Raw genomic sequence first — 21,837 nt, forward strand, 5'->3', positions numbered from 1 at the left:
CGAATACTCCCTTCACGCATGACACACCGGCACGGGCCGGTCAATCAATCGAGAAGGAGTAGCGGACATGGCTTACATCACGACCAAGGACGGCACGGAAATCTATTACAAGGACTGGGGCACGGGCCCGGCGATCACGTTTTCTCACGGCTGGCCGCTCGATGCCGACGCGTGGGACGCGCAGATGATGTTCCTCGCCGAACGCGGTTATCGCGTGATCGCGCATGACCGTCGCGGCCACGGCCGTTCATCGCAACCGTGGAACGGCAACGAGATGAACACTTATGCCGACGATCTTGCCGAGCTGGTCGAAGCGCTCGATCTGCAAGACATCATGATGGTCGGCCATTCGACCGGCGGCGGAGAAGTGGTGCGCTATATCGCGCGTCATGGCGCAAAGCGCGTGTCGAAGGTCGTGCTGGTTTCGGCCGTGCCGCCGATCATGCTCAAGACCGAAGCGAACCCGGGCGGCCTGCCGCTATCCGTGTTCGACGACATTCGCAAAGGCGTGCACCATAACCGCGCGCAGTTCTTCAAGGACCTCGCGATGCCGTTCTACGGCTTCAACAAGCCCGGCGCGAAAGTGTCGCAAGGCACGATCGATTCGTTCTGGCTGCTCGGCATGCTGGGTTCGATCAAAGGCATGTACGACTGCATCAAGGCGTTCTCGGAGACGGACTTCACCGAAGACCTGAAGCAGGTCACGGTGCCCGCGCTCGTGCTGCAAGGCGACGCCGACCAGATCGTTCCGCTCGACGATTCCGGCAAGCTCTCGTTGAAGCTCATGCCGAACGCGAAGCTGAAGATTTACGAAGGCGCGCCGCATGGCATGTGCACCACGCACGCGGATCGCGTCAACGCGGACCTGCTGGAGTTCATCCAGTCGTAAGCGGCGTGGCGGTCAGCGCAGGCTTGTGCAAGCGCCTGGAAAGCGACCAGCGGGCGGGTCGCGCAGGCAGCGGCGGCGTCTCGTGGACCACGGGCGCCGCCGCTGTCAACGCGGCGCGCAGCCGCTTCTCGATCGCTGCGTCTGCCGTTCCCGCCGGCAGCTTCGCGATGGCATCGACGGCGAGCGCGGCGCGCATGCGGCACTCCTCGAACAGATGCGCGTCGCTTAGTGCGCCGACGAGATGCGACGCCAGTTCGATACCCACGCGGACATCGCCGTCCACGGACATCGCCCAGTCGAGCGCGACGCGCGCATCGTCCAGCGTGTGCTGGAAGGCGGCCGGATGGTCGTCGAGGCCGCAAGCTGTGGCCGCGATCTGTCGTGCAACATGACGCGCATTGCGGCGGATGATCTCGCGCAATTCGCCGTTGGCGCGCAGCTTTTCCAGCGCATAGGCGCGCGTCGATTCCGACAGACGATAGCGCGCGGTGGCGCGCTCGAATTCGACGCTCACGAGCGACTTCGCGACCAGTTCGGTGATGCCGCCGATGGCGTCCGCTGTCGTGTGCTCTTCGTCGCAGACTGCCGCGCACATCGACTCGAAAGAGAACCTGCCGCTAAAAAGCGCGAGCCGCCAGAACACGGATTGCGTGTCGCGGTCCAGCAGCGCGAAGCTCCAGTCGAAAGTGGCGCGCAAGGTTTGATGACGCGGCAGCGCGGTGCGGTAACCGCCCGCGAGAATCGCCATGCGGTCGTCCAGCCTGCGGCAGACGCCTTCCACGCCGAGCGCGGCGACGCGCGCGGCGGCCAGTTCGATGGCAAGCGGGAGGCCGTCCAGACGCCGGCAGATTTCACCGACGAGCCGGATCTCCGCGCTGTCGGTCGCCACGCTTTCCTGCAACGAATCGGCGCGCAGGATGAAGAGGCTCACGGCGGAGCATCGGAGAATATCGGCGTCCGCGGCATCGGCGGGAGGCACGTCGAGCGGTTCCACTCGGAAGATGCTCTCTGCCATCACGCGCAACGGCTCACGGCTCGTCACCAGCACGCGCAGCTTTTCGTTGCCGGCGACGAGTGCATCGACGATCTGCGCCACGGCGCCGACCACATGTTCGGCGTTATCGAGCAGCAGGAGTTTCGACTGGCCGGCGAGTGTCGCGGCCACGCGCGCTACATCGATTTGCGTATCGGGCAAGGCAATGCCGCAACTCTCCGCGATGGCGCACAGCACGCCCTCGCGCGTCGTCAACGCGGCGAGTTCGACGAAGCACACCGGTTCTGGAAAGTCTTCGGCACTATGACGGGCCGCCTCGATAGCGAGCCGCGTCTTGCCGATGCCGCCCGCGCCCGTCACCGTCAACACGTGCGAGTTGCGCAGCATGGCGCGGATCGTGGCGATTTCCGTATCGCGTCCGAGCAACGCGGATTTTTGCGGCGGAAGACGGCGGCCGCAAGCGGGCTTGAGCCGCGCTTCATCGGATGGCGTGCTCGGCTTGCGTTGCAGGAGTTGATAGCCACGGCCGGGCACGGTGAGAATCAGGTCGCGGTCCGCGCCGAGCACCTTGCGCAACGCCGAGAGATGAACATGAATATTGTTCTCCTCGACGACGGTGTCGGGCCATACGGCGTTCATCACCTCGTCCTTCGAGACGAGACGGCCGCCAGCCGCCGCGACCACGGCGAGGATATCGAAAGCGCGCGAGCCGAGACGCACGAGTTCGCCGTTTCGCCATAAGGCGCGCATCTCCAGATCGATCTGAAATCCGCCTATTTGCATCGTGACGTTTCCAGGTTGGGGAAAGGGAGCGAGACGGGAGGGAGAAGCTAAGGTCGGCGCAGGATAAGAAAGTGGCGTGCGCAGCCTCGGCACGATCAAGTTAGCGCAGCGCCGTTCATGCGTATTGCACGTAAGTGCGATGCTTTGTATGAAAGTCTATGGATGTGACGACGCGAGGTATCGACTGAAGAAAGGCTGTGTCAATTGCCCGCTTGCCTGCGCCAGTTTCCGGGCGGCGTGCCGACCAGTTGCGAGAACGTGCGGCTGAAGTGGCTTTGATCGGAGAAGCCGCATGCAATGGCGATCTCCGCAAGCGACCACGTCGATTTGCGAAGCAGCATGCGCGCATGTTCGATGCGTTGCTCCAGCACCCATTGATGCGGCGTGCGCTGCGTGGTCTCGCGAAACGCGCGGATGAAGTAGCTGCGCGACAAGTTGCATGCACTCGCGATGGCTTCGAGCGATACGTTGTCATCGGTTTTGGCGAGCAGCATCTCCTTGGCGCGCGCTTCCTGAATACTCGAAAGACGCGGCCCCGGCTTGAGCGCTTTCACGGTCGCGTCGCCGTATCGATCCACGAGATGCGTGCCGATGGTGACGCCGAGTTGTTCGAGGAAAAGCGCACTGGTCTCGGACGAACGATCCAGCGTCAGCGCGAGCACCTGCGCGAGCTGGCCGAAGATGGCGTCCTCGCGTCCGGGCGGCACCGAGAAGCCGGAAATGGTCGTGCCGTTTCGCTCATAGCCCGTGTTCACGATGAACGACCGCGAAAATTCCATCAGCACGAAGTCGAACGCGCCATGCAGATCGGCGCGGTAGTCGTCCTCGAAATTGCGGATATAGACCGAGTCCTTCCTGAACTCGTGCAGCGCCGAACGGCTACCCGTGATGATGCGCCGGCGATGTCCCGCCGCGAGCGAGACACCGATGAGAAAGCCGCGATCGGACGCGGGCGTGACGACTTCGCTCGTCTTTTCCTCGCGCCTGCATTTGCGATAGAACGTGAAGTCGCCCGCGCGCAGTTCGAGGTCCTTGTGCAGCTGCGTCGAAAGACAGCCGAGCGAGTCTTTCTGACGCGGCGCCGTGGTGCTGGAAATATCTGTCTGGTTGAACATGGTCCGTCACCCTTGCTCGTCACGCTGCACTCACGCATGCGGCGTTTGCGTTGCCATAATCAAGCGATGGTCATAACCGGCGGAATCCGTGGATTATCTTGGAAATTGTCCGCGACAAATATTAATTTTCGTTCAGTCGCCGGGCGTCAATCTCATATCTTGAGCAATTGCGCCGCGTTGCCGCCGAGGATCAGATTCTTCTGCTCGGGCGGCAGCTCTAGGCGGTCCAGAAACGTGACCGGCTGTTCATAACCCATATCGAAGCAGTAGTCGCTGCCGAGCACGAGCCTGTCTATGCCGATGTTCTTTATCAGGAAATCGAGCACCGGCCCGGAATGCGACACCGTGTCGTAATTGAAGCGGCGCAGGTAGCTGCTCGGCTTCTGCGCAAGCCTCCGCGTTTCGGGCCGCACGTTCCAGCCCGCATCGATACGGCCCATGAGGATAGGCAACGCGCCGCCCGCGTGCGGCAAGGTGACGTTGAGTCGCGGATGCCTGTCCATGACGCCACCGAGAATCAAATGCGATCCGGCAATGGCGGTATCGAATGGATTGCCGAGCAGATTGCTCAGGTAGAAGTCGGTGAGCCGCGCGCCGCCGACCGTCTGTTGCGGATGCAGGAACACCGGCAAATCGAGTTGTTCGATGCGCGCGAAGACCGGCTCGAACAACGGATCGTCGAGATCGCGGTTGTTGATGTTCGTGCCCATATAGACGCCGCGTACGCCCGGCAATTCGGACGCACGTTCGAGTTCGTCGATGGCGTCGTGCGCGTTCAGCATCGGCAGCGTCGCGAGGACGACGAAGCGCGTCGGATGCTGCACGTGCACCGCGGATGCTGCCGTGTTCCATGTCGTTGCCAGCTTCGCGTTGAAGGCGCGGTCGGCCCAATAGGCCATCGGCACGCTGAGCGAGAGCGCCTGTACGTCGACGCCGGACGCGTCCATATCGGCAAGCCGTTCGTCGATACGGATGAATTTGAGCGGCAGCGGACCGAGGCCGCCAGCAGGCGTCTGAAAGCTGAAGGTGCTCGCATCGCAGGTGAACTTGCCGCCGAATTTATCGCCGTCGCTGCCGACGAGTTCGCAATAGCTTTCGGGGTAATAGTGCGCGTGAATGTCGATCGATTTGCCTTTGACTGTCGCATTGGCTCGGGCGGATGCGTTCGGAAGGCCCGAAGCGAAGCCGCCCGCGAGCGCGGCCATGGTTCCAAGCAGACGACGGCGCTTCGGCGAGATGCAGCAAGTGCAATCCATGAGTCATGTCTCCGTGATGGAATTCGATCGGCCTGTCTCAGCCGTTTTTGATCATGCCGAGCTCGCAGTCCACGAGCTGATTGCCATAGAGCGCACGTTCGCGCACGGCGCGCGCCGAGTGATCGGTGATCGAGAAGAAGACCACGCTCACGAAGGCGACGAGCATGGAAAAGAGCGCGGGATATTCGTACGGATAGATGGCGTGCGCGTGACCAAGCACCTGGACCCAGACGGTCGGGCTCAGGATGGTGAGCGTGACGGCCGAGATCAGACCGAGCGAACCGCCTATCACCGCGCCGCGCGTGGTGAGGCCGCGCCAGTAGATCGACAGCAACAGCACCGGAAAATTGGAGCTTGCCGCGATCGAGAACGTGAGACTCACGATAAACGCGATGTTCTGCTTCTCGAACGCAATGCCAAGCAAGATGGCCAGCACGCCGAGCACGAGCGTGGTGAGCCGCGACACGCGCATTTCCTCGCGGTCCGTCGCGCGTCCGCGGCGCAGCACGTTCGCATACAGGTCGTGCGATACCGCCGAGGAACCGGCGAGCGTCAGGCCCGCGACCACGGCCAGGATCGTCGAGAACGCGACCGCGCACATGAAGCCGAGGAACACGTTGCCGCCCACCGCATGCGCCAGATGCAGGGCCACCATGTTCACGCCGCCGATCACGCCGCCGGATGCGCTGTGATAGAGCGGATCGGTCGCCACGAGCGCAATCGTGCCGAAGCCGATGACGATGATGAGCGCATAGCCGATTCCCACGATGCCCGTCGCGTACAGAATGCTCTTGCGCGCGGCGCGGGCGTCGCCGACCGTGAAGAAGCGCATCAGGATATGCGGCAGTCCGGCCGTGCCGAAGATCAGCGCGAGGCCGAGCGAAACGGCGGAGACGGGATCGGATACCAAACCGCCAGGGCTCATGATCGCGGCGTGTTTCGGATGCGCGAGGATCGCCTGTGCAAAGAGCGCGTTCATGCTGAAGCCGAAGCGGCTCAACACCATGAACGCCATGAAAGCCGCGCCCGCCAGTAGAAGCGCTGCCTTGATGATCTGAATCCATGTGGTGGCGAGCATGCCGCCGAAGAACACGTACACCACCATCAGCACGCCGACCAGCACGACCGCCGCCGTGTAGTCGAAGCCGAACAGCAATTCGACGAGTTTGCCCGCGCCGACCATCTGCGAGACGAGGTATAGCAGCACGATCACGATGGAGCTCGACGCGGCGAACGCACGAATCGGCCGTTGTTGCAGGCGATAGGACACCACGTCGGCGAGCGTATAACGGCCGAGGTTGCGCAACGGTTCGGCGATCAGAAAGAGGATGATCGGCCAGCTCGCGAGAAACCCGATGGAATAGATGAGGCCGTCGTAGCCGCTCGTGAAGACCAGCGCGGAAATGCCGAGCAGCGACGCGGCCGACATGTAATCGCCCGCTATTGCCCAGCCATTCTGGAACGCGGTGATCTTGCCGCCCGCAGCGTAGTGATCGGACACGCTGTGGTTCTTTCTTGCCGCCCAGCGCGTGATGAACAAGGTCGATGCGACGAAAACGAGGAACATGCCGATCGCTATCGGATTATGCGAGCGTGACGCCGACGCGACTTCGGCGGCATCGGCAGAGATCGAAGTGACAGCGCCCATCAACGCGCCGAGCGAAAGAGAGATACGTTTCATTGCCGTGCTCCTTGCCGGATTTCGTTCACGGCGCGGTCATGGAAAGTGTTGGCTCGCGCGACATACACCGCCACGATGCCGAACGTGAAGACGAACATGCCGAAGCCGACTGGAATGCCCCACGTCGCTGGGTAACCGGCGGCAATCGGCCGGCCGAGCAACGCGGGCGCGAATGCCAGCGTGAGGATGAAGGCGAAGTACACCGTGAGCATGAGGAGCGTGAGCATCCACGAGAAGGCGCGGCGTTTTTGCACGAGCGCGTGAAAGCGCGGGTCGTCGAGCAACGGGTTCGCCATGTGCGGCGGCGGTTCTTCGGCGATGACGTGCGCGTTCATCGCATAGGTTGGGGCGCTGTGATCCACGTCGTCTCCTTTGTCATCAGAACCGCGCGGGAACGGCGGTCTCGCGCATGACGGCATCGGGCGTGCGGTAGCGCTCGGCCATCTCGCGATCGACTTCCGTCTTCAACTGCGCCTGCATGTATGCGCCGAGATGGCGCGCGTGCTGCACGATAGCCGTGCCCACTTGCGTGCGTTCGAGGCTGTAGCCGGCAAGCGCGTCTTGCACATCGCCGTGCGTCTTCAGTGCCTTGACGAGCGTCATGGCGTCGCTGGCTGCCTTGGTCACGCCCATTCCGCAATGCGGGCGCGCAACGAACGCGGCATCGCCCAGCAGCGCGATACGGCCGATCGCCATGCGCGGCACTTCGAGATCGAAGATAGGCTGAAAGAGCGGTTGCGTCGCGCGCGTCACGACTTCGCCGAATTGCGGTGCGAGCAGCGTGAGCGCGGCGTCTTCCATGTCGGCGAGCACGTCGGCGCGAATGAGCGTCGGCGGAATGCCGCCGGTCCAGCGCTTGCCCGATGCATCGGTCAGCAGATCGGGAAGCTGGACATCTTCGCTCGTTGCGCGATACCACACGAAGTTGTAGCGGCGCTCGCCGGGCGTCGTGCTATTGCCCTGGCCGGCCACGGGATAGCCGAGAATTTGCTCGCGCGGCGGCAGGCAGAACGCGAACTTGTCGAAGAGCGCGTCGCGAGTTTCACGCGAAAGCGAGGCTTCATCGACAAGACCGCGCCACGCAATATAACCGGCATATTGCAGCTTCACTTCGGGCATCAAGCGCTCGCGAATAGCCGATTTGAAGCCATCCGCCGCGATGACGAGATCGGCATGCAATACCGCCCCGTCGCCGAGCGTGACGGTTGCACGATCGCCGTCATCTTCCACCGATGCCACCGTTACTCCAGCGTGATAGTGCACGTCGGGAAGCGCAGCGCGCAGCACGTGATACATCTTGCCCCACGCGGTCAGCGTTTGCGGCAGATCGCGTTCGGACAGCACCGCGCCGTCCTGCGCAAAGGTCACGCGTGAACGCACCTTCACGCCGATGCCATCGTCGATTTGAATGCCGGCTGCGCCGAGTGCATCGAAAAGTTCGGGATGCGTCACGATGCCCGCGCCGCGTCCGGCGAGTTCATCCGGCACGCGCTCGAACACGTCTACATCCCAGCCGTTACGCACCAGCAGGTTCGCTGCGAAAAGGCCGCCGAGCGAACCGCCGACGATGATCGCTCTGGATCGTTTGGAACTCTGGACCATGCTCATTCTCCTTCGCTGACGGGGTTTTGCCTGCTCGACGGTCGTGCATGCGTGAGGCGGCTCAGTTCTTCGGCGGGGAAGTTGAGTTCGATAGTCACGCCCGACGGATCTTCGATGAACACTTGATGCAAGCCGAGGCTCGGCACCGTGCGATCGCGCCACGCGATGCCTTCGCTCGTCAGCGTCTGCCACGTCTCTTCGACGCCCGTCGCGAGAAACGCAATGTGATCGACCGTGCCCGTTCCGCTCGCGGGCAAGGCCTTGTCGCCGAGATATGCGGTGAGTCCTTCGGGATTGTTCGGATCCACGCCAATGATATGAACCGTGCCGAAGTCCACTTCGTCGCCGCCTTTGTAGAGCCACGCGCCGGGAAAGTCGAAGGGCGGACGATAGCCGCGCTTGAAGCCGAGGATGCGTTCATAGAAGTGGCACGACTGTTCGAGATCGGTCGTGCGGATCGAGTAGTGGGCAAGTTTCGTAACAGGCATCTTCGGCTCCTGAAAAATTATTTATCGATCGATTAGTGATCGTTTGATAAATTGTAGGTGAAGCGGGGAGCGGGATAAAGCGGCGCATCGCCGGTGTTTACCCTGAAAAACCACGAGGCGGGAGTGATGCGATGGGAATAAGACGAACGGCCGGCGCGTTTGCCGGCCTGGAAGCGGACTCAGGCTTTGGCGCCCGGTTTGATGCGCGCGGGCTGCTTGGTTGCGCGTTTGAGCGCGGCGGGCACGCCGTTCAAGAAGGCGTCGACCTGACGCGCGATGTGATCTTCAACGTCGTCGGTGACGGGCAGACCGTAGATCCACTTGCGCACGCCGAGATAGAAAATGCTGGCGTGCAGACTCCAGATCAGTTCGAGGTCGATCTCCCGCTGACGCGCGCTGGCGGGCGCGGGCAGTCCATAGGCAAGACGAATCTCCGCCATCACCGGAAGAAACACGCGCTCACGCAGACGCGTCAGATATTTCGAGTTGATGCCTTCGCGCGTCAGTCCCGCGAAGATAAAGATGCGAATCCACTCGCGCCGCAGGATCACCACCGAATACGCCGAATAGAAACGCACCATGCGTTCCTGAATGGGCAGGTCGCGGTCCTTGATGAGGTTCTCCCAGCTCGTGTCCCACTGATAGACCTCTTCATACACGCGGTCGATCAACGCTTCCTTGCTCGGAAAGTAGCGGTACAGAAGCGGCTGCGTGATGTCGAGTTGACGCGCGAGTTCACGCGTGCTGCCGGAGAATCCATGCGTGGCGAAATGATCGACGGCCTTGAGCACGATCTGCCGTTCGCGAACCTCCGGCGCCAAGCGGCGCGTGACGAGCTTTTCCTGTTCGACGTCTTCGATCTTCGGCGGGGTTTCGCTGTTCCGCGCTTTTCTCGGCATGGCTGGCTGGTACCTGTTGTGTTGGGACGCATCATACAAAGATTAGCCGGACCTGACTACGCGAGCACGTCTCATGGCCGGTCATTTCATGCAGCGCATGCGCAAAAAGCGTGCGATTGTGCAATTGCCTGGTCCGCGTTCGCAGCAGACTCCATACCACGCGAATATCCGCACGAACAAGCGACGAGCGCCCCATGACCCTGCAAGCCGATGCCGGCAGCGCGGCCCTGCCTCGATGGCGGGAAGAGCTGAAGACATACTGGAACGACGACGGACCCCGCTTCAGGCATATCGCGAAAGTGGCGCTTGCCATGTCGCTTGCAATGGGCGTGTGCATGCGGCTCGAACTGCGCACGCCGGCCACCGCCATGGTCTCGTGCATCATCGTGATGATGCATCAGCAAAGCGGCATGGTGATCGCGCGTGGCTTCTATCGCGGGCTCGGCATGGTGTGCGGCAGCTTTGCGGGGCTCGTGCTCATCGCGCTGTTTCCGCAGCAGCCGTGGCTTTTTTTGATCGCGCTCGCGGTGTGGATCGGCGTGTGCGTGTTCGGCGCGTCCTACTACCGCAATTTTCAGTCGTATGGTTTCGTGCTGACAGGATACGGCACCGCCATCACGGCCATACCGGCGTGGTCCAATCCTTATGGCGTGTACGACAACGTCGTATTCACCGTGAGCGAGGTGGTGATCGGCGTGGTCTGCGCGAGCGTGGTCAGCGCGGTGATCTTTCCGCGCTCTGTCACGCCCGCGCTCTATGCGGCCAGCCGCAAGAACTTCACGGACTTGCTCAACGCCATGCACGCGATGCTCGACCGCACCGCGACGCTTACCGGTTTCGACACCTTCCTCTCGCTGATTCGCGAGCGTGTGGAAGTGGAAAGCCTGCGCAGCGGCGCCGTGTTCGAAGACCCGGCTATCCGTCTTCACAACCATGTCTATCTCGATCTCGACCGCGGTTTTCTCGATACCGTCGCGTGGATTCACGCGCTGCATCAACTGAAGTTAAGTGTCGCCGCCGAAGCTGACCCGCGCGCTCTCGCGGCCGCTTACGATCTCATCGACGCGTTGCTCGCCGTCGTGCCGAACGAGGCAGACGCGCAACTCGTCACGCTCGAAGCGGTGGAAACGCTGATGCGCGATCTCGATGCCTTCGAGGATGCCTTGCCCACGCGCCTCGGCAAGCTGTTGCAGGCGCTCGCGGATCTGTCGGCGCATCAGCGTCAGTTCGTATCGACGACGGGCGCGGCACTGTTCTTTTCGATGGCCGATCTGCGCCTGATGTGCCGAAGCTATATCGACGCGCGCACCATCGGCCGCTTGCCGTGGTCGCAGTCGGTGCTGCAGGCAATCGGCCGCATCGGCAGGACTCGGGCCACGGCTAATCGCACGGCCGCGACCATCGCCGGTGCGCGCGCCGCCGTCGCCGTGCTTGCGGTCGGCGCGGCGTGGATCGCCTCGGGCTGGGTCGGAGGCGCAACCGCCATCGTCGCGGTGGCGATCACGAGCGCGTTATTCGCGCTTGCACCGAACCCGACGGTTGCGAGCTGGCAAATTTTCGGCGGCTGTCTTGGAGGATGGCTTGCAGGCTTCGCGTTCAATTTCTTCGTGCTGCCGCGCATCGAGACGTTCGAGTTGCTGGCGGCGTCGATGGCGATCGTGGTGATGATCGGCAGCTATCTGAACACGTTCCCGAAGACGGCGATACTCGGGCTCGGCTTCAGCTTGTACTTCTGCTTCATCGTCGGCATTACGAACCCGACGATCTATAACCCGAGCGCTTATCTCGACACCGGCTTCGCGCTGCTAGGCGGAATCGCGGTGGCGGCGGTCGCGTTCTCGGTGCTCGTGCCGCGCGCGGGCGACTGGATCTCCGCGCAGTACATGAAGCAGATTCGCGGATTGATCGTGCATGACGCGCGCAATGGCGACCTGGCCGACCTGCTCTATACATTCGAACTGAGCTTGCGCGATTTCATCTTGCAGATTGCATCCGCGCCGGTCGATGCCCGCGTGAATCGTGACCGTCTGATCGGCTGGGCGTTCGCGGCGCTCGAAATCGGCCGCTCGATGATTCAGATTCGTCTCGACACCGAGCAACTCGGCGCGACCTTGCCGGAAGGCTGGGCGGCGGAACAGGACGCATGGCTTGCGGCGCTGGCGAGTGTGTTCTCGAACACGACACCCGAAGCCGCGCAGAACGCGCTCATAGCGACGCGCCGGGCGCTCGACATGCTGCCGCTCGGAGACAACATCGCGACCGATACGGCGACGCTCAAGCGGTATCGCATGCGCGCGTTGCTGCATTTCACCGAGCTGACCTTGCGCGATGACAGCCTCGCGTTATGGCAAACGAAGGAGACGCCGGCATGAAGACGCGCCGCCTGTCGTGGGTCTTGTCGTCGAGCGGCTGCGCGCTGCTTCTTTCCGCCTGCATCACGAGCGGCGGCATCCACCCACACGAGTCGATGATCGACCCCGCCACGCTCGACGCCGGTGCCGCTCTGCGCGCGACCCAAGCCGATGCGAAATGGCCCGCCGACGCGTGGTGGCGTCAATGGAACGACCCGCAGCTGGATACGCTGGTGCAGGACGCGACCGCAGGCAATCCCGGGCTGCGCGCGGTGCAAGAGCGAATTGACGCGGCGCGTTTTCAGGCGCAGATCGCAGGCGCGGCCGAGTTGCCGCAAGTCAGCGCGAACGGCAGCTTCGAGCGCAGACGTTATGCCCGCTACACCACGCCCGCGCCGCCTGGCGGCACGACCGTGTGGAGCAACAACGTCGAGGCTGACCTTTCATACGATCTCGATCTGTGGGGCAAGAATCGCGCGATCCGCGAAGCCGCGCTCGACAACGTGCAAGCGGTGGCGGCCGACGCGCGCTTCGCCGAAGTCGAGCTGCAGACGGCCGTGGTGCGCAGCTATGTGCAGTTGTCGCTGCAATACGCATTGCTCGATGTCTATCGCGACGTGCAGAACGAACAGCAGCGCACGCTCGATATCGCCACGCGCCGCTGGCATGCGGGCGTCGGCAGCGGTCTCGAAGTCAGTCAGGCGCAGACGCAACTTGCCATGAGCACGACACGCGTGCAGGAAGCGCAGCAACAACTCGCGCTTTCGCGCATCGGCATTGCGGGGCTGGCGGGCAAGGGGCCGGGTTATGCCGATGCCTTGCGCCGTCCCGGCCTCGCGCTGAGCGTGCCGGTCGATCTGCCGGCGACGCTGCCGGCCGAGCTCGTCGGGCATCGCGCGGACGTGGTGGCCGGGCGCTGGCGCGTGTTGCAAGCGGACAAGGGCATCGACGCGGCGCATGCGGATTTCTATCCGGACATCAACTTGCTGGCGACGGCATCGCTGGGATCGGCGGCGACTTTCGGCGGCTTCTTCAACTTCGTCGATAGCAACGGCATGGGCCACGGCGTGGGCGCGGCGATCTCGCTGCCGATCTTCGACGGCGGACGGCGGCGCGGCAACTACGGCGTCGCGGTGTCGTCGCGCGATGCCGCCGTCGACGCCTACAACCAGAGCGTGATCGGCGCGATGCAGGGCGTTGCCACGCAAGTCGTAACCTTGCGTTCGCTCGGCGAGCAGCAGGCGTCGATCGAGGACACGCTCGATTCGGCGCGCAAGTCGTTTCAGCTTGCCGACACGGGGTATCGCAGCGGCATCACCGAGTTTTTGAACGTGCTGGCCGCGCAGGATGCGCAGTTGCAGCAGGAACAAAGCCTCGCGACGATTCGGGCGAAACGTCTCGATGCCTGGGCGTTATTGATGAAGGAACTGGGCGGCGGCTTTGCATCGTCCATGCCGCGGGAAGCAACCCAAGGAGTCGCCGATGCCACGCGAGATTGACGTCTTCTCGCTTCTCATGCCCGGCTTGCTGCCGATACTTGCTGGCTGCGTGCTGCTGTTCGTCGTTCTCGATCTCGTGCTGGCGCGGCTCGGGTTTTATCGCTTTACGTGGCACGCGAGCCTCTTTCGCGTCGCGCTCTTCGCTGCGATGTTCAGCGGCGCTTCGCTGCTCGCATGGCGATGAAACCACCCAATGACATCAAGATGAAAACGCAATCCATCCTGCGCGCGGGGTTCACGCTCACGATACTGGTCGTGGCGATCGTGCTGGTTCGCATGCTGTGGCTCGACTACATGTACTCGCCGTGGACGCGCGACGGACGCGTGCGCGCGCAGGTCGTGCAAGTCGCGACGGATGTTTCCGGCCTCGTCAGCGACGTGCGCGTGAAGGACAACCAGCTCGTGCGCAAGGGCGACATTCTGTTCGTGCTCGATCCGGCTCGCTTCCATTACGCCATGGCGCAGGCCGATGCCGATCTCGCGCGTGCGCAGGCGCAAATGGCGCAGGCGAAGGCGCGCATGGCCGCAAGCGAATCCGGTTTTGCGATGAAACGCGCTCAGGCGGCGCGCCGCGCCAATCTTGCGGGCGACGTGATATCGGACGAAAACCGGCTGGATTCGGCATCGCTTGCGAGGCAATCGGCGTCGGATCATGCCGCCGATGTCGCCGCCTACAACGCGGCCGAGGCAGCCGTGAAGGCAGCGGTAGTGGCGCAAGAGACGGCCGCGCTGAACCTGACGCGCAGCGAGGTGCGCGCGCCGTCCGATGGTTTCATCACGAACCTGAACCTTTATCCGGGCGATTTCGCCACGGCCGGGACCGCGCGCATGGCGCTGATCGACTCGCACTCGTTCTGGGTCTACGGCTACTTCGAGGAAACGAAGCTGCCGCACGTGCAAGTGGGCGATCGGGCGACGATCAGACTGCTATCGGGCGGTGAAGACATTCAAGGTCACGTGGATAGTCTCGCAAGCGGGATCGCCGACCGTGACAATCCGACGAGCGGCGATTTGCTCGCCGACGTCAACCCGATTTTTACGTGGGTGCGGCTCGCGCAGCGAGTGCCGGTGCGGATTCATATCGATCGTGTTCCCGAGGGAATGAGGCTCGCGATGGGGATGACTTGCACGGTGACGTTGCAGCCGCATGGGAGCGGTCGTGGGTGAGCGTCGCGGCGCCGCCTTTTGAACGATTAAGGAAAAATAAGTACCGTCGCGTGGATGGCCTCGCGCATCATCGCTTGGGAAGCACGCTTTTCCTGGAGCGCGTCACTTCGACCGCTCCTTCCAGCGCGCTTTCGGCGATGTAAAAGGCCGCGCGCCTTTACATCTTCTTCTGTCCGCTCACGAAGGGAGATGTGATGAGCAGTCATCCGCGCAGCGATGCGAGCGCTGACGCCAGTAACAACACCGCGAGCGCCATGGTGTACGTGGTGGACGACGACGAATCGATGCGCCAAGCCGTCAGCAATCTCCTGCGTTCGGTGGGCCTCAAGGTCGAAACCTTCGGCTCCGCGCAGGAGTTTCTGGCGTTCGACATGCCGGATGTGCCGAGTTGCCTGATCCTCGACGTGCGTCTCAAGGGACAAAGCGGACTTGCGGTGCAGGAGCAGATTGCATCGAGCGAACTGAGTCTGCCGATCATCTTCATGACGGGGCATGGCGATATCGCGATGACGGTCAAGGCGATGAAGGCCGGCGCGCAGGACTTCCTGGCCAAGCCGTTCCGCGATCAGGACATGCTCGATGCAGTGGAACAGGCGCTGGCCAACGATGCGCAGCGTCGCGCGACGAACCGTTCGGTAGCGGATTTGCGGCATTGCTACGACACGTTGACGGCACGTGAGCGTGAGGTCATGGCATTCGTCGCCTCGGGCCTCATGAACAAGCAGATCGCGGCGGAGATGGGCCTGAGCGAGATCACCGTGAAAATCTATCGCGGGCAGGCCATGCGGAAGATGGGGGCGCGCTCCCTTGCTGATTTCGTGAGGAAGGCGGAGGCGTTGGGAGTCGCATTGCCGGTGAGGCGCGCGCGGGGTGGGGTTTGAGGTGGTTGGCCTTGGGCGAGGGCGACTGGCACTGCGCAGTGTGCGTACTGAATCACGCGACGACGAACCGCTCACACCCTATACGCACGTATAACTCACCTACCGCCTCCGTCTGAACACCGCACCGCGCCAGACCTCGCGCTAGTCAACCCGCCCGCGCCGCATCGAAACCCGACTAAACCTCCGTATGATCTGAACCAACCATCGGTCATTCAAGCCACCCCAACGTACGACTGGCTGTACGAATTGCCGTGCGATACCGTGGAGTCCATGCAAAGTCGCTCAAACAACTTCACTGGATGACCGGTCATGACCATTTCGTCGATGTCGTATCCCGAACCCGTAATCGAGGTCGCGCAGAAGAGTTGGGCGAACGGAATCGGAATGGAACATGCATGGCGCACACCTCCCGACGACGCTGCCAGCAGCCGTCCGCGCGGCGGCATTCTCCTCTCGCGATGGACCTGCAACGACAAGTCGCCGGTGGAAGTCGCAAGTGTCGAGAGCGCGACGCATCATTGCATCGCACTGAGTCTCAAGTGCACGTCACTCACGTTTTCTCATGCAGGCAAGACGCTCGTGCGCGGACGCGTCGCCGCCGGGGCCGTGCAGATCACGGCGCCCGACGTGCGCTGCAGCGCCGTGTTCGAGTCGCCTGCCGACGTGCTGCATCTTTTCGTCGGGCAACAGGTCTTGAGCGAATGCTTCGAGGACATGTTCAGGCGGCCGCATGCAGGCGATATTCGTATCGACGATCCCAAGCTCGTGCGCGACCCCGCGCTGGAACGGCTCGGACAGGCGCTTGCGGTATCGCAATCGGAGGACGCGGCGGTGGGCAAGGTGTTCACCGATAGCGTCAGCTTCGCCATCGTGTCGCGCCTGGTTGCACGGCACTTCACGCTGGCCGACCGGCAAAAGCGCGAGGCCAGCGCCTTGCCCGCGTGGCGGCTCAATCGCGCGATCGAATTTATCGATGCCCATCTCGCCGATTCGATCGGCCTCGCGGATATCGCCGGCAGCACAGGGCTCACGCGCATGCATTTCGCCTCGCAGTTTCGCCGCGCGACGGGCATGCCGCCGCACGAGTTTCTCCTGCGCCGCCGCGTGGAATACGCGCAGCGCCTGCTGCGCGAGTCGAAGCAAAACATGCTCGATGTCGCCCTGAGTTGCGGCTTCCGCTCGCAGGCTCACTTCACGACCGTATTCAAGCGAATGGTCGGCGATACCCCGTACTGCTGGAAGACGAAGACGAACGTCGCCGGGTAATGCGTGTTGTTCGATAAAGGCCGCGTCGTTACGCGCGGAAGTCCGCCAAGGAACCACTGTCATGCGCTTTCTCGACGATCCAGTCTCCTCACGACGAGCCAGTTCTGCCGATACGTTCTTGAGCGGCCGCATCGCGCTTGGGGCGTGGACGCGCCGCTTGATTCTCGCGACCGGTCTATGGGCGCTCGTCGAGTTGCCGTTCGAGTTATGGATCAGTCTCTCGGCGCGCGATGCGCTTGCATGCATCGTCGGCAAACTCTTGTGGCTGGCGCTCGTTGGGTTCGTGCTGACTGGCAGCCGCGTCGCGCGCATCGTCTATGCGTTGCTCTGCACGATCGGTCTGATGGCAATGTCATTCGGGCTGCCGGTCGAGTTCCGCGTGTCGCCGCTGCTGTTTCTGCTGTCTTCGGTGGAATGCGTGCTGAAGGCGAGCGCCTTCGTGTGTCTCGTATCCGCGGATGCTCGTCCGTACGAGGACTGATTGCGCATGCGCGCAACGTGGCGGTTCCGTTAATCAACCAGGCGTGAGTGCGGCATGATCAAGATCGGTCGAATCGTAGTGTCGCTGGAAATGCGCGAGGCGCGTCTGGATGGGCGACTGCTCGAGGTCGGCTCGCGCGCGTTCGACATCCTCGAATTGCTGATTCGCGCAAATGGCAAAACGGTCACGAAGGATGAGATTCTGCGCCACGTGTGGCCGAAATCGGTGGTCGGCGAGAACAACATCCATGTGCAGCTTTCGACGCTCAGGCGTGTCCTCGGCGCTGACGGTCAGGCTATCCATACCGTGTCCGGTCGAGGTTATCGGCTCGCGAATGCGGTCGACGTGTCCGCGCCTGCCGATTCAATGGATCCGAAAGCGACGCATCTCGATGCCCTGCCGCATGGTCGCGCGGCTTTGATCGGACGCGAGAGCGCGCTTGCAGAGATCGTCGGTGCCTTGCAGGAAGCGCATCTCGTCACGTTGCTGGGCTCGGGCGGTATTGGCAAGACGCAGCTTGGCATCGCGGCGGCGCGTTCGATTGCGGCTAACGCAAAGATCGATGTGTGCTTCGTCTCGCTCGCGGCCGTGAACGATGCGCGCATGGTCGCGTATGCCATCGCCGAAGCACTTGGCATCGACCGTTCCATGAGCGATGGTTCGATCAAAGCGCTCATCACGGATCTTCAGAGCCGCAAGATACTGCTGTTGCTGGACAACTGCGAGCATGTAATCGAGGCAGCCGCGTCGCTCGCCCAACAACTCGTGGAAGCGTGCGCGGCGCTGCGAATTTTGGCGACGAGCCGTGAGCCACTGCGCACGCACGACGAAAAGTGCTACCGGGTCGCGCCGCTCGACATGCCCGATGTCGAGTCCACCTCGCAAGCGATTCTCGCCAGCGCCTCGGTGCGGATGTTTCTCGCGCAGATGAGCGCGTTGAATGTGTCGGTCGAACGGGACCGTGGCAGTCTCGACATGCTCGCGACGATCTGCCGCCGGCTCGACGGCATTCCGTTGGCACTCGAACTCGCCGCGGCGCGGGCGGCTGTGTTCGGCATACGCAGGCTGGCTGCGGAACTCGATGATCGGTTCCAGTCGCTGACGGGCGGGCGCAGGACTGCGCCGCCTCGGCAGCAGACCTTGGCCGCTTCGCTCGACTGGAGCTACAAACTGCTCGGCGCGGCCGAACGCGTAGTGCTGCGACGGCTCGCCGTATTCCCCGACCGCTTTTCGCTGGATGAGGCTTGTACAGTCGCCGCGTGCGAATGGTTATCGCGAAACGAGGTCATGGAGGCGATCGTCGGCCTCGCCTCGAAGTGTCTTCTGATGACTTCGTTCGACAGCACGACTCGTGACTATTTCCTGCTGGAGACGACGCGCGACTATGCGTTGCGCAAGTCGGGCGAGTCCGACGATGCTAGCGTCGTGACGTCTGCACGCACTGAGCCGCGCATGCGAACGCTAGGTGCTGCGGCGCGCGGCGGCAGGCTCGTGTTGGTATCGGCCGCTTCCCGATGAATCTGCCGCGACGCGAGCCACGGGAGCATTGGCATACATGAGCTTTGTCTGCATCGTCGATGACGACGCCTCGGTAAGACGCGGCGTCGGCAATTTGCTCAAGGCCGTTGGCTACGCGACCGCGATGTTCTCGTCGGGCGAGGAGTTCCTTGCATCGTCGGCCGTCGACGATGCCATGTGCGTTCTGCTCGATATCAAAATGCGAGGGATGCAGGGGCTCGATGTGCAACGTCGATTGAACGCCGAGCATCGGGACATTCCGGTGGTGTTCATGTCCGCGCACGGTGACGACGATACGGTTCAGCGAGCCATGCAGCGTGGCGCGGTGGGTTTTCTGCGCAAGCCTTTCGATGAAGAGGGGTTGCTGGTTTCGATCGAGCTTGCGATTGCTGCGGGAAGAAGGGGTGCGGCAGGGGCTTAAGCCTTTCGGTCGAAGGCGGATCAGTTTCTTGAAATCTGGCTCGCACGCGACTTTTGCATGCAGTCGACCGTATGCCTTTGCGTGGTATTCAATCGACCGAATGCGATCTTGTTCAAACCTGATGGCGTCTGGTGGCTTGGCGAAATTCAGGTTCCCTGGAGCTTCGTTTGGCCGGTGGCATTGCATGCAGTCGACCGCATACATTCGTCTGGTATTCGATCTACCCGCCTCGCGCTGCCCCAGTCTCCATCGCCACTCCATTCCACAGATGTACTGCGGCATAAGCGCGCCAAGGCCGCCAACGCTCAATATGCGCCCGTTGCTGCGCGGGCTTGAGCAGGGCCGGATTGCGCCGCGCGATGGCCTGCATCAACACGAGATCGGCATCGGGCCATGCGTCTGGATCGCGTAGGGCGCGCATCGCGACATAACCGACTGTCCACGGACCGATACCCGGCAGCGCCAGCAGATCGCGCTTCAACGCATCGGCATCAGCGTCCGGTTCGTCGAGCGGCAACGCGCCTGTTGACACCGCATTCGCAAACCGCTGCACGGCTTCGACACGTTTCGTGGGCATGCCGATCTTATCCAGGTCCGCGGCGGCGAGCTCGGCGGGCGTCGGGAACCGCCAGGCAGTGGCCTCATGCGAATGCCCATCGATCATTCGTCCCGCGCGCTGCACGATTCGTCCCATGATCGTCGAAGCGCCTTTCACGCTCACTTGCTGGCCCACGATGGTTCTGACCACCAACTCGAACCCGGACCATGCGCCCGGCACGCGTAGCCCCGGCGAGGCATCGACTAGCGGCGCCAACAACGGGTCGCGCGACAACACGCTTGCAATCCGGCGGGGATCGGCATGCAGATCAAACATACGAGCGAGCGGCTCGGCAAGTTCATCGGCATGCCGCTGCGCATCGCCGTCGACGGTCACGACAAGGCGATGTTTGCGCTCATGCGGCCTGACTTCGACGGTGCCTTCATCGCCATGCCATTCGATCGCGCGTCGATAAACGCCGCCTTCCACCGACTCGACGCCCGCCGCCGCCCGGCCGCCTATGAAGGCGAGCAGGCGAGTCCAGTCGAAGGGCCGCTTGAAGGGCAACTCGATCGTCGTCGAATCGCCGTGAGATGTGGATTGCATTCTGAATGCCGAATGATGCATGCGATTGCCGCGCAATGGATGCCGATGTTACTCCATCGCCTGGCGGCCTATGTCGTTCGACCAACGTCGTGCTTCGAGAAGGCGATGTCAGGGTCGCTGTGCAATGCGCATCGTGCTTTCGCTGAGCATGCGCCGGAACTCGGTATCGTAGGCGAGAGTTTGACGCGCGCTCGCGACGAGTTGCGAGCGCCGGTCCCACTGATCGGCGCGTAGTACGCAGCGCGACAGAACATCGGTGTAGACGCGACGCATGTTCGCGTTATCGTGATCGACGGTCAGGCGGGCAATGCTGACCTTCTCATCATGCGTGAGCTGCTGCGTGAGGCAATCGACCGTTGCGCGGTCCGTATCGGCTTGCGCGACGCTCACGTCCTGATCGTCGTAATAGAGCGTGAAGCCGCCAACGACGAGCGCCGCCCCAAGCGCCAGGCATGTACCTCTTATTGTGTTCAACATGTCCCCCGATGTCAGGCTCTTCGGCCATTGGCGCGAATCGTAGCGAAGCTTGCGAGGATTCGGCCGATCGAACTGTGCGCGGGGGAACGCAGCGTTCGATGCGCTTGAGTATGGCGTTTTCAGCCAGCGTCGCCGGTGTGCGTCCGCTTCCTGGCAACCGGCGCCTTCACCGTGGTCAGCGTGCGTTCGGCGAGAACGGCATCGCGTTTGCCGAGCAGGTGATGACGAAGAATGGTCGACATGCGCCTGCCATCGCGCGTTTCCAGCGCTTCGATCATCTCTTCATGCTCTCGTATCGCGCTATCCCACTTGGGCGTCTGGAAGTTCGATCGAAAGCGCATGGCCTGCAAGCGCCGGTTGATCGACACGTAGGTTTGCCGTAGCGCCGTGTTGCGCGCGGCTTCATTGATCTTGTCGTGAATAGCCTGATTCCGGCTGTAATAGCCCGACAAATCATTGCGCGCGCGGCATTCCAGCATGACCGCGTGAAGCGCCTTGATGTCCGCGATCTCCTGCGGCGTGATTCGCTCGCAAGCCAGTTCGCCGGAGAACGCCTCCAGTCCGCTCATCAGTTCGAACATCTCGCGGATTTCGAGTTCGCTCATCTGCGAGACCGATGCACCCCTGTTCGGCGCTATCTCGATCAACCCTTCCGCGGCCAGCACCTTCAGCGCTTCACGCAAGGGCGTGCGCGAAATGCCGAGTGTCTCGCAAAGCTTGCGCTCGTTTAGCTTCACGCCCGGCGCAAGCAGGCCTTCCACGATGAATTCACGCAAGTGATCCACCACCGTGTCGTGCAAACGCATGCGCTCGACCTTCTGGAGGAGCGGCGAAAGACTGGCGTCGGGTAAGTCGCGATTTTGCATTCAATACCTCGAATTCGTTTGCGGCAATTTTAACCCTAGCTTGCCGGAAAAAACCTCCA

Annotated in this window: 21 protein-coding genes; 10 read left to right on the forward strand and 11 right to left on the reverse strand. The window is 62.5% G+C overall.

Annotation, left to right across the window (positions count from 1 at the left end; genetic code table 11):
• Positions 1–67 precede the first annotated feature (67 nt).
• The gene (locus NCT03_RS22365; protein ID WP_250493959.1) at positions 68–889 is read left to right on the forward strand and encodes an alpha/beta fold hydrolase; all 822 of its coding nucleotides are present in this window, start codon (positions 68–70) and stop codon (positions 887–889) included.
• On the opposite strand, the gene NCT03_RS22370 is transcribed toward NCT03_RS22365, so the two are convergent.
• From NCT03_RS22370 to NCT03_RS22405, 8 genes are all read right to left on the reverse strand, one after another.
• Complete coding sequence (locus tag NCT03_RS22370) at positions 876–2,666, reverse strand: ATP-binding protein (RefSeq protein ID WP_250493960.1); 1,791 nt, start codon at positions 2,664–2,666, stop codon at positions 876–878. The genes NCT03_RS22365 and NCT03_RS22370 overlap by 14 nt on opposite strands.
• A 200-nt stretch (positions 2,667–2,866) precedes the next feature.
• A complete protein-coding gene (locus NCT03_RS22375) occupies positions 2,867–3,781 on the reverse strand; it encodes a helix-turn-helix transcriptional regulator (protein WP_250493961.1) in 915 nt (304 codons plus the stop codon).
• Between the two features lie 152 nt (positions 3,782–3,933).
• Positions 3,934–5,037: an amidohydrolase family protein gene (locus NCT03_RS22380; protein ID WP_250493962.1), complete on the reverse strand. Its 1,104-nt coding sequence runs from the start codon at positions 5,035–5,037 to the stop codon at positions 3,934–3,936.
• Between the two features lie 37 nt (positions 5,038–5,074).
• Positions 5,075–6,718 (reverse strand): cation/acetate symporter ActP, encoded by a 1,644-nt coding sequence (gene actP / locus NCT03_RS22385; protein ID WP_250493963.1) that lies wholly within the window; start codon positions 6,716–6,718, stop codon positions 5,075–5,077.
• Positions 6,715–7,080 (reverse strand): DUF485 domain-containing protein, encoded by a 366-nt coding sequence (locus tag NCT03_RS22390; RefSeq protein WP_250493964.1) that lies wholly within the window; start codon positions 7,078–7,080, stop codon positions 6,715–6,717. The genes actP and NCT03_RS22390 overlap by 4 nt, the downstream gene beginning before the upstream one ends.
• 16 nt (positions 7,081–7,096) lie before the next feature.
• Positions 7,097–8,326 carry an FAD binding domain-containing protein gene (locus NCT03_RS22395; RefSeq protein WP_250467920.1) on the reverse strand — a complete coding sequence of 410 codons (1,230 nt, stop codon included), beginning with the start codon at positions 8,324–8,326 and terminating at the stop codon, positions 7,097–7,099.
• A complete protein-coding gene (locus tag NCT03_RS22400) occupies positions 8,323–8,808 on the reverse strand; it encodes a VOC family protein (RefSeq protein WP_250493965.1) in 486 nt (161 codons plus the stop codon). The genes NCT03_RS22395 and NCT03_RS22400 overlap by 4 nt, the downstream gene beginning before the upstream one ends.
• Positions 8,809–8,987: 179 nt before the next feature.
• Positions 8,988–9,707: a TetR/AcrR family transcriptional regulator gene (locus tag NCT03_RS22405; RefSeq protein ID WP_250493966.1), complete on the reverse strand. Its 720-nt coding sequence runs from the start codon at positions 9,705–9,707 to the stop codon at positions 8,988–8,990.
• 194 nt (positions 9,708–9,901) lie between these two features.
• Here NCT03_RS22405 and NCT03_RS22410 point away from each other — a divergent pair, with 194 nt between their 5' ends.
• The 9 genes from NCT03_RS22410 to NCT03_RS22450 all read left to right on the forward strand — a co-directional run bounded on the left by NCT03_RS22410 (position 9,902) and on the right by NCT03_RS22450 (position 19,291).
• A complete protein-coding gene (locus tag NCT03_RS22410; RefSeq protein WP_250493967.1) occupies positions 9,902–12,079 on the forward strand; it encodes an FUSC family protein in 2,178 nt (725 codons plus the stop codon).
• Complete coding sequence (locus tag NCT03_RS22415) at positions 12,076–13,557, forward strand: efflux transporter outer membrane subunit (RefSeq protein WP_250493968.1); 1,482 nt, start codon at positions 12,076–12,078, stop codon at positions 13,555–13,557. Before NCT03_RS22410 ends, NCT03_RS22415 begins: the two co-directional genes overlap by 4 nt.
• Positions 13,541–13,741 (forward strand): DUF1656 domain-containing protein, encoded by a 201-nt coding sequence (locus tag NCT03_RS22420; RefSeq protein ID WP_250493969.1) that lies wholly within the window; start codon positions 13,541–13,543, stop codon positions 13,739–13,741. Before NCT03_RS22415 ends, NCT03_RS22420 begins: the two co-directional genes overlap by 17 nt.
• Before the next feature lie 20 nt (positions 13,742–13,761).
• Positions 13,762–14,724 carry an HlyD family secretion protein gene (locus NCT03_RS22425; protein ID WP_250493970.1) on the forward strand — a complete coding sequence of 321 codons (963 nt, stop codon included), beginning with the start codon at positions 13,762–13,764 and terminating at the stop codon, positions 14,722–14,724.
• A gap of 194 nt (positions 14,725–14,918) precedes the next feature.
• The gene (locus NCT03_RS22430; protein ID WP_244831250.1) at positions 14,919–15,605 is read left to right on the forward strand and encodes a response regulator transcription factor; all 687 of its coding nucleotides are present in this window, start codon (positions 14,919–14,921) and stop codon (positions 15,603–15,605) included.
• Between the two features lie 309 nt (positions 15,606–15,914).
• On the forward strand, positions 15,915–16,871 hold the full coding sequence (locus NCT03_RS22435; protein ID WP_250493971.1) for a helix-turn-helix domain-containing protein: 957 nt from the start codon (positions 15,915–15,917) through the stop codon (positions 16,869–16,871).
• A 61-nt stretch (positions 16,872–16,932) separates the two neighbouring features.
• Positions 16,933–17,352, forward strand: coding sequence for a hypothetical protein (locus NCT03_RS22440; protein WP_250493972.1), 420 nt, complete (start codon positions 16,933–16,935; stop codon positions 17,350–17,352).
• Between the two features lie 54 nt (positions 17,353–17,406).
• On the forward strand, positions 17,407–18,870 hold the full coding sequence (locus tag NCT03_RS22445; RefSeq protein ID WP_250493973.1) for an ATP-binding protein: 1,464 nt from the start codon (positions 17,407–17,409) through the stop codon (positions 18,868–18,870).
• Between the two features lie 37 nt (positions 18,871–18,907).
• Complete coding sequence (locus tag NCT03_RS22450) at positions 18,908–19,291, forward strand: response regulator transcription factor (protein ID WP_250493974.1); 384 nt, start codon at positions 18,908–18,910, stop codon at positions 19,289–19,291.
• A 220-nt stretch (positions 19,292–19,511) separates the two neighbouring features.
• Here the strand turns inward: NCT03_RS22450 and NCT03_RS22455 are convergent, their stop codons facing one another.
• From NCT03_RS22455 to NCT03_RS22465, 3 genes are all read right to left on the reverse strand, one after another.
• Positions 19,512–20,435 carry a DNA-3-methyladenine glycosylase family protein gene (locus NCT03_RS22455; protein ID WP_250493975.1) on the reverse strand — a complete coding sequence of 308 codons (924 nt, stop codon included), beginning with the start codon at positions 20,433–20,435 and terminating at the stop codon, positions 19,512–19,514.
• Positions 20,436–20,543: 108 nt separating this feature from the next.
• Positions 20,544–20,912, reverse strand: coding sequence for a hypothetical protein (locus NCT03_RS22460; RefSeq protein ID WP_244831256.1), 369 nt, complete (start codon positions 20,910–20,912; stop codon positions 20,544–20,546).
• Between the two features lie 119 nt (positions 20,913–21,031).
• Positions 21,032–21,778, reverse strand: coding sequence for a GntR family transcriptional regulator (locus tag NCT03_RS22465; RefSeq protein WP_250493976.1), 747 nt, complete (start codon positions 21,776–21,778; stop codon positions 21,032–21,034).
• Between the last annotated feature and the right edge of the window lie 59 nt (positions 21,779–21,837).

Source organism: Caballeronia sp. GAWG1-1 (genome assembly GCF_023631465.1).
GTDB lineage: Bacteria > Pseudomonadota > Gammaproteobacteria > Burkholderiales > Burkholderiaceae > Caballeronia.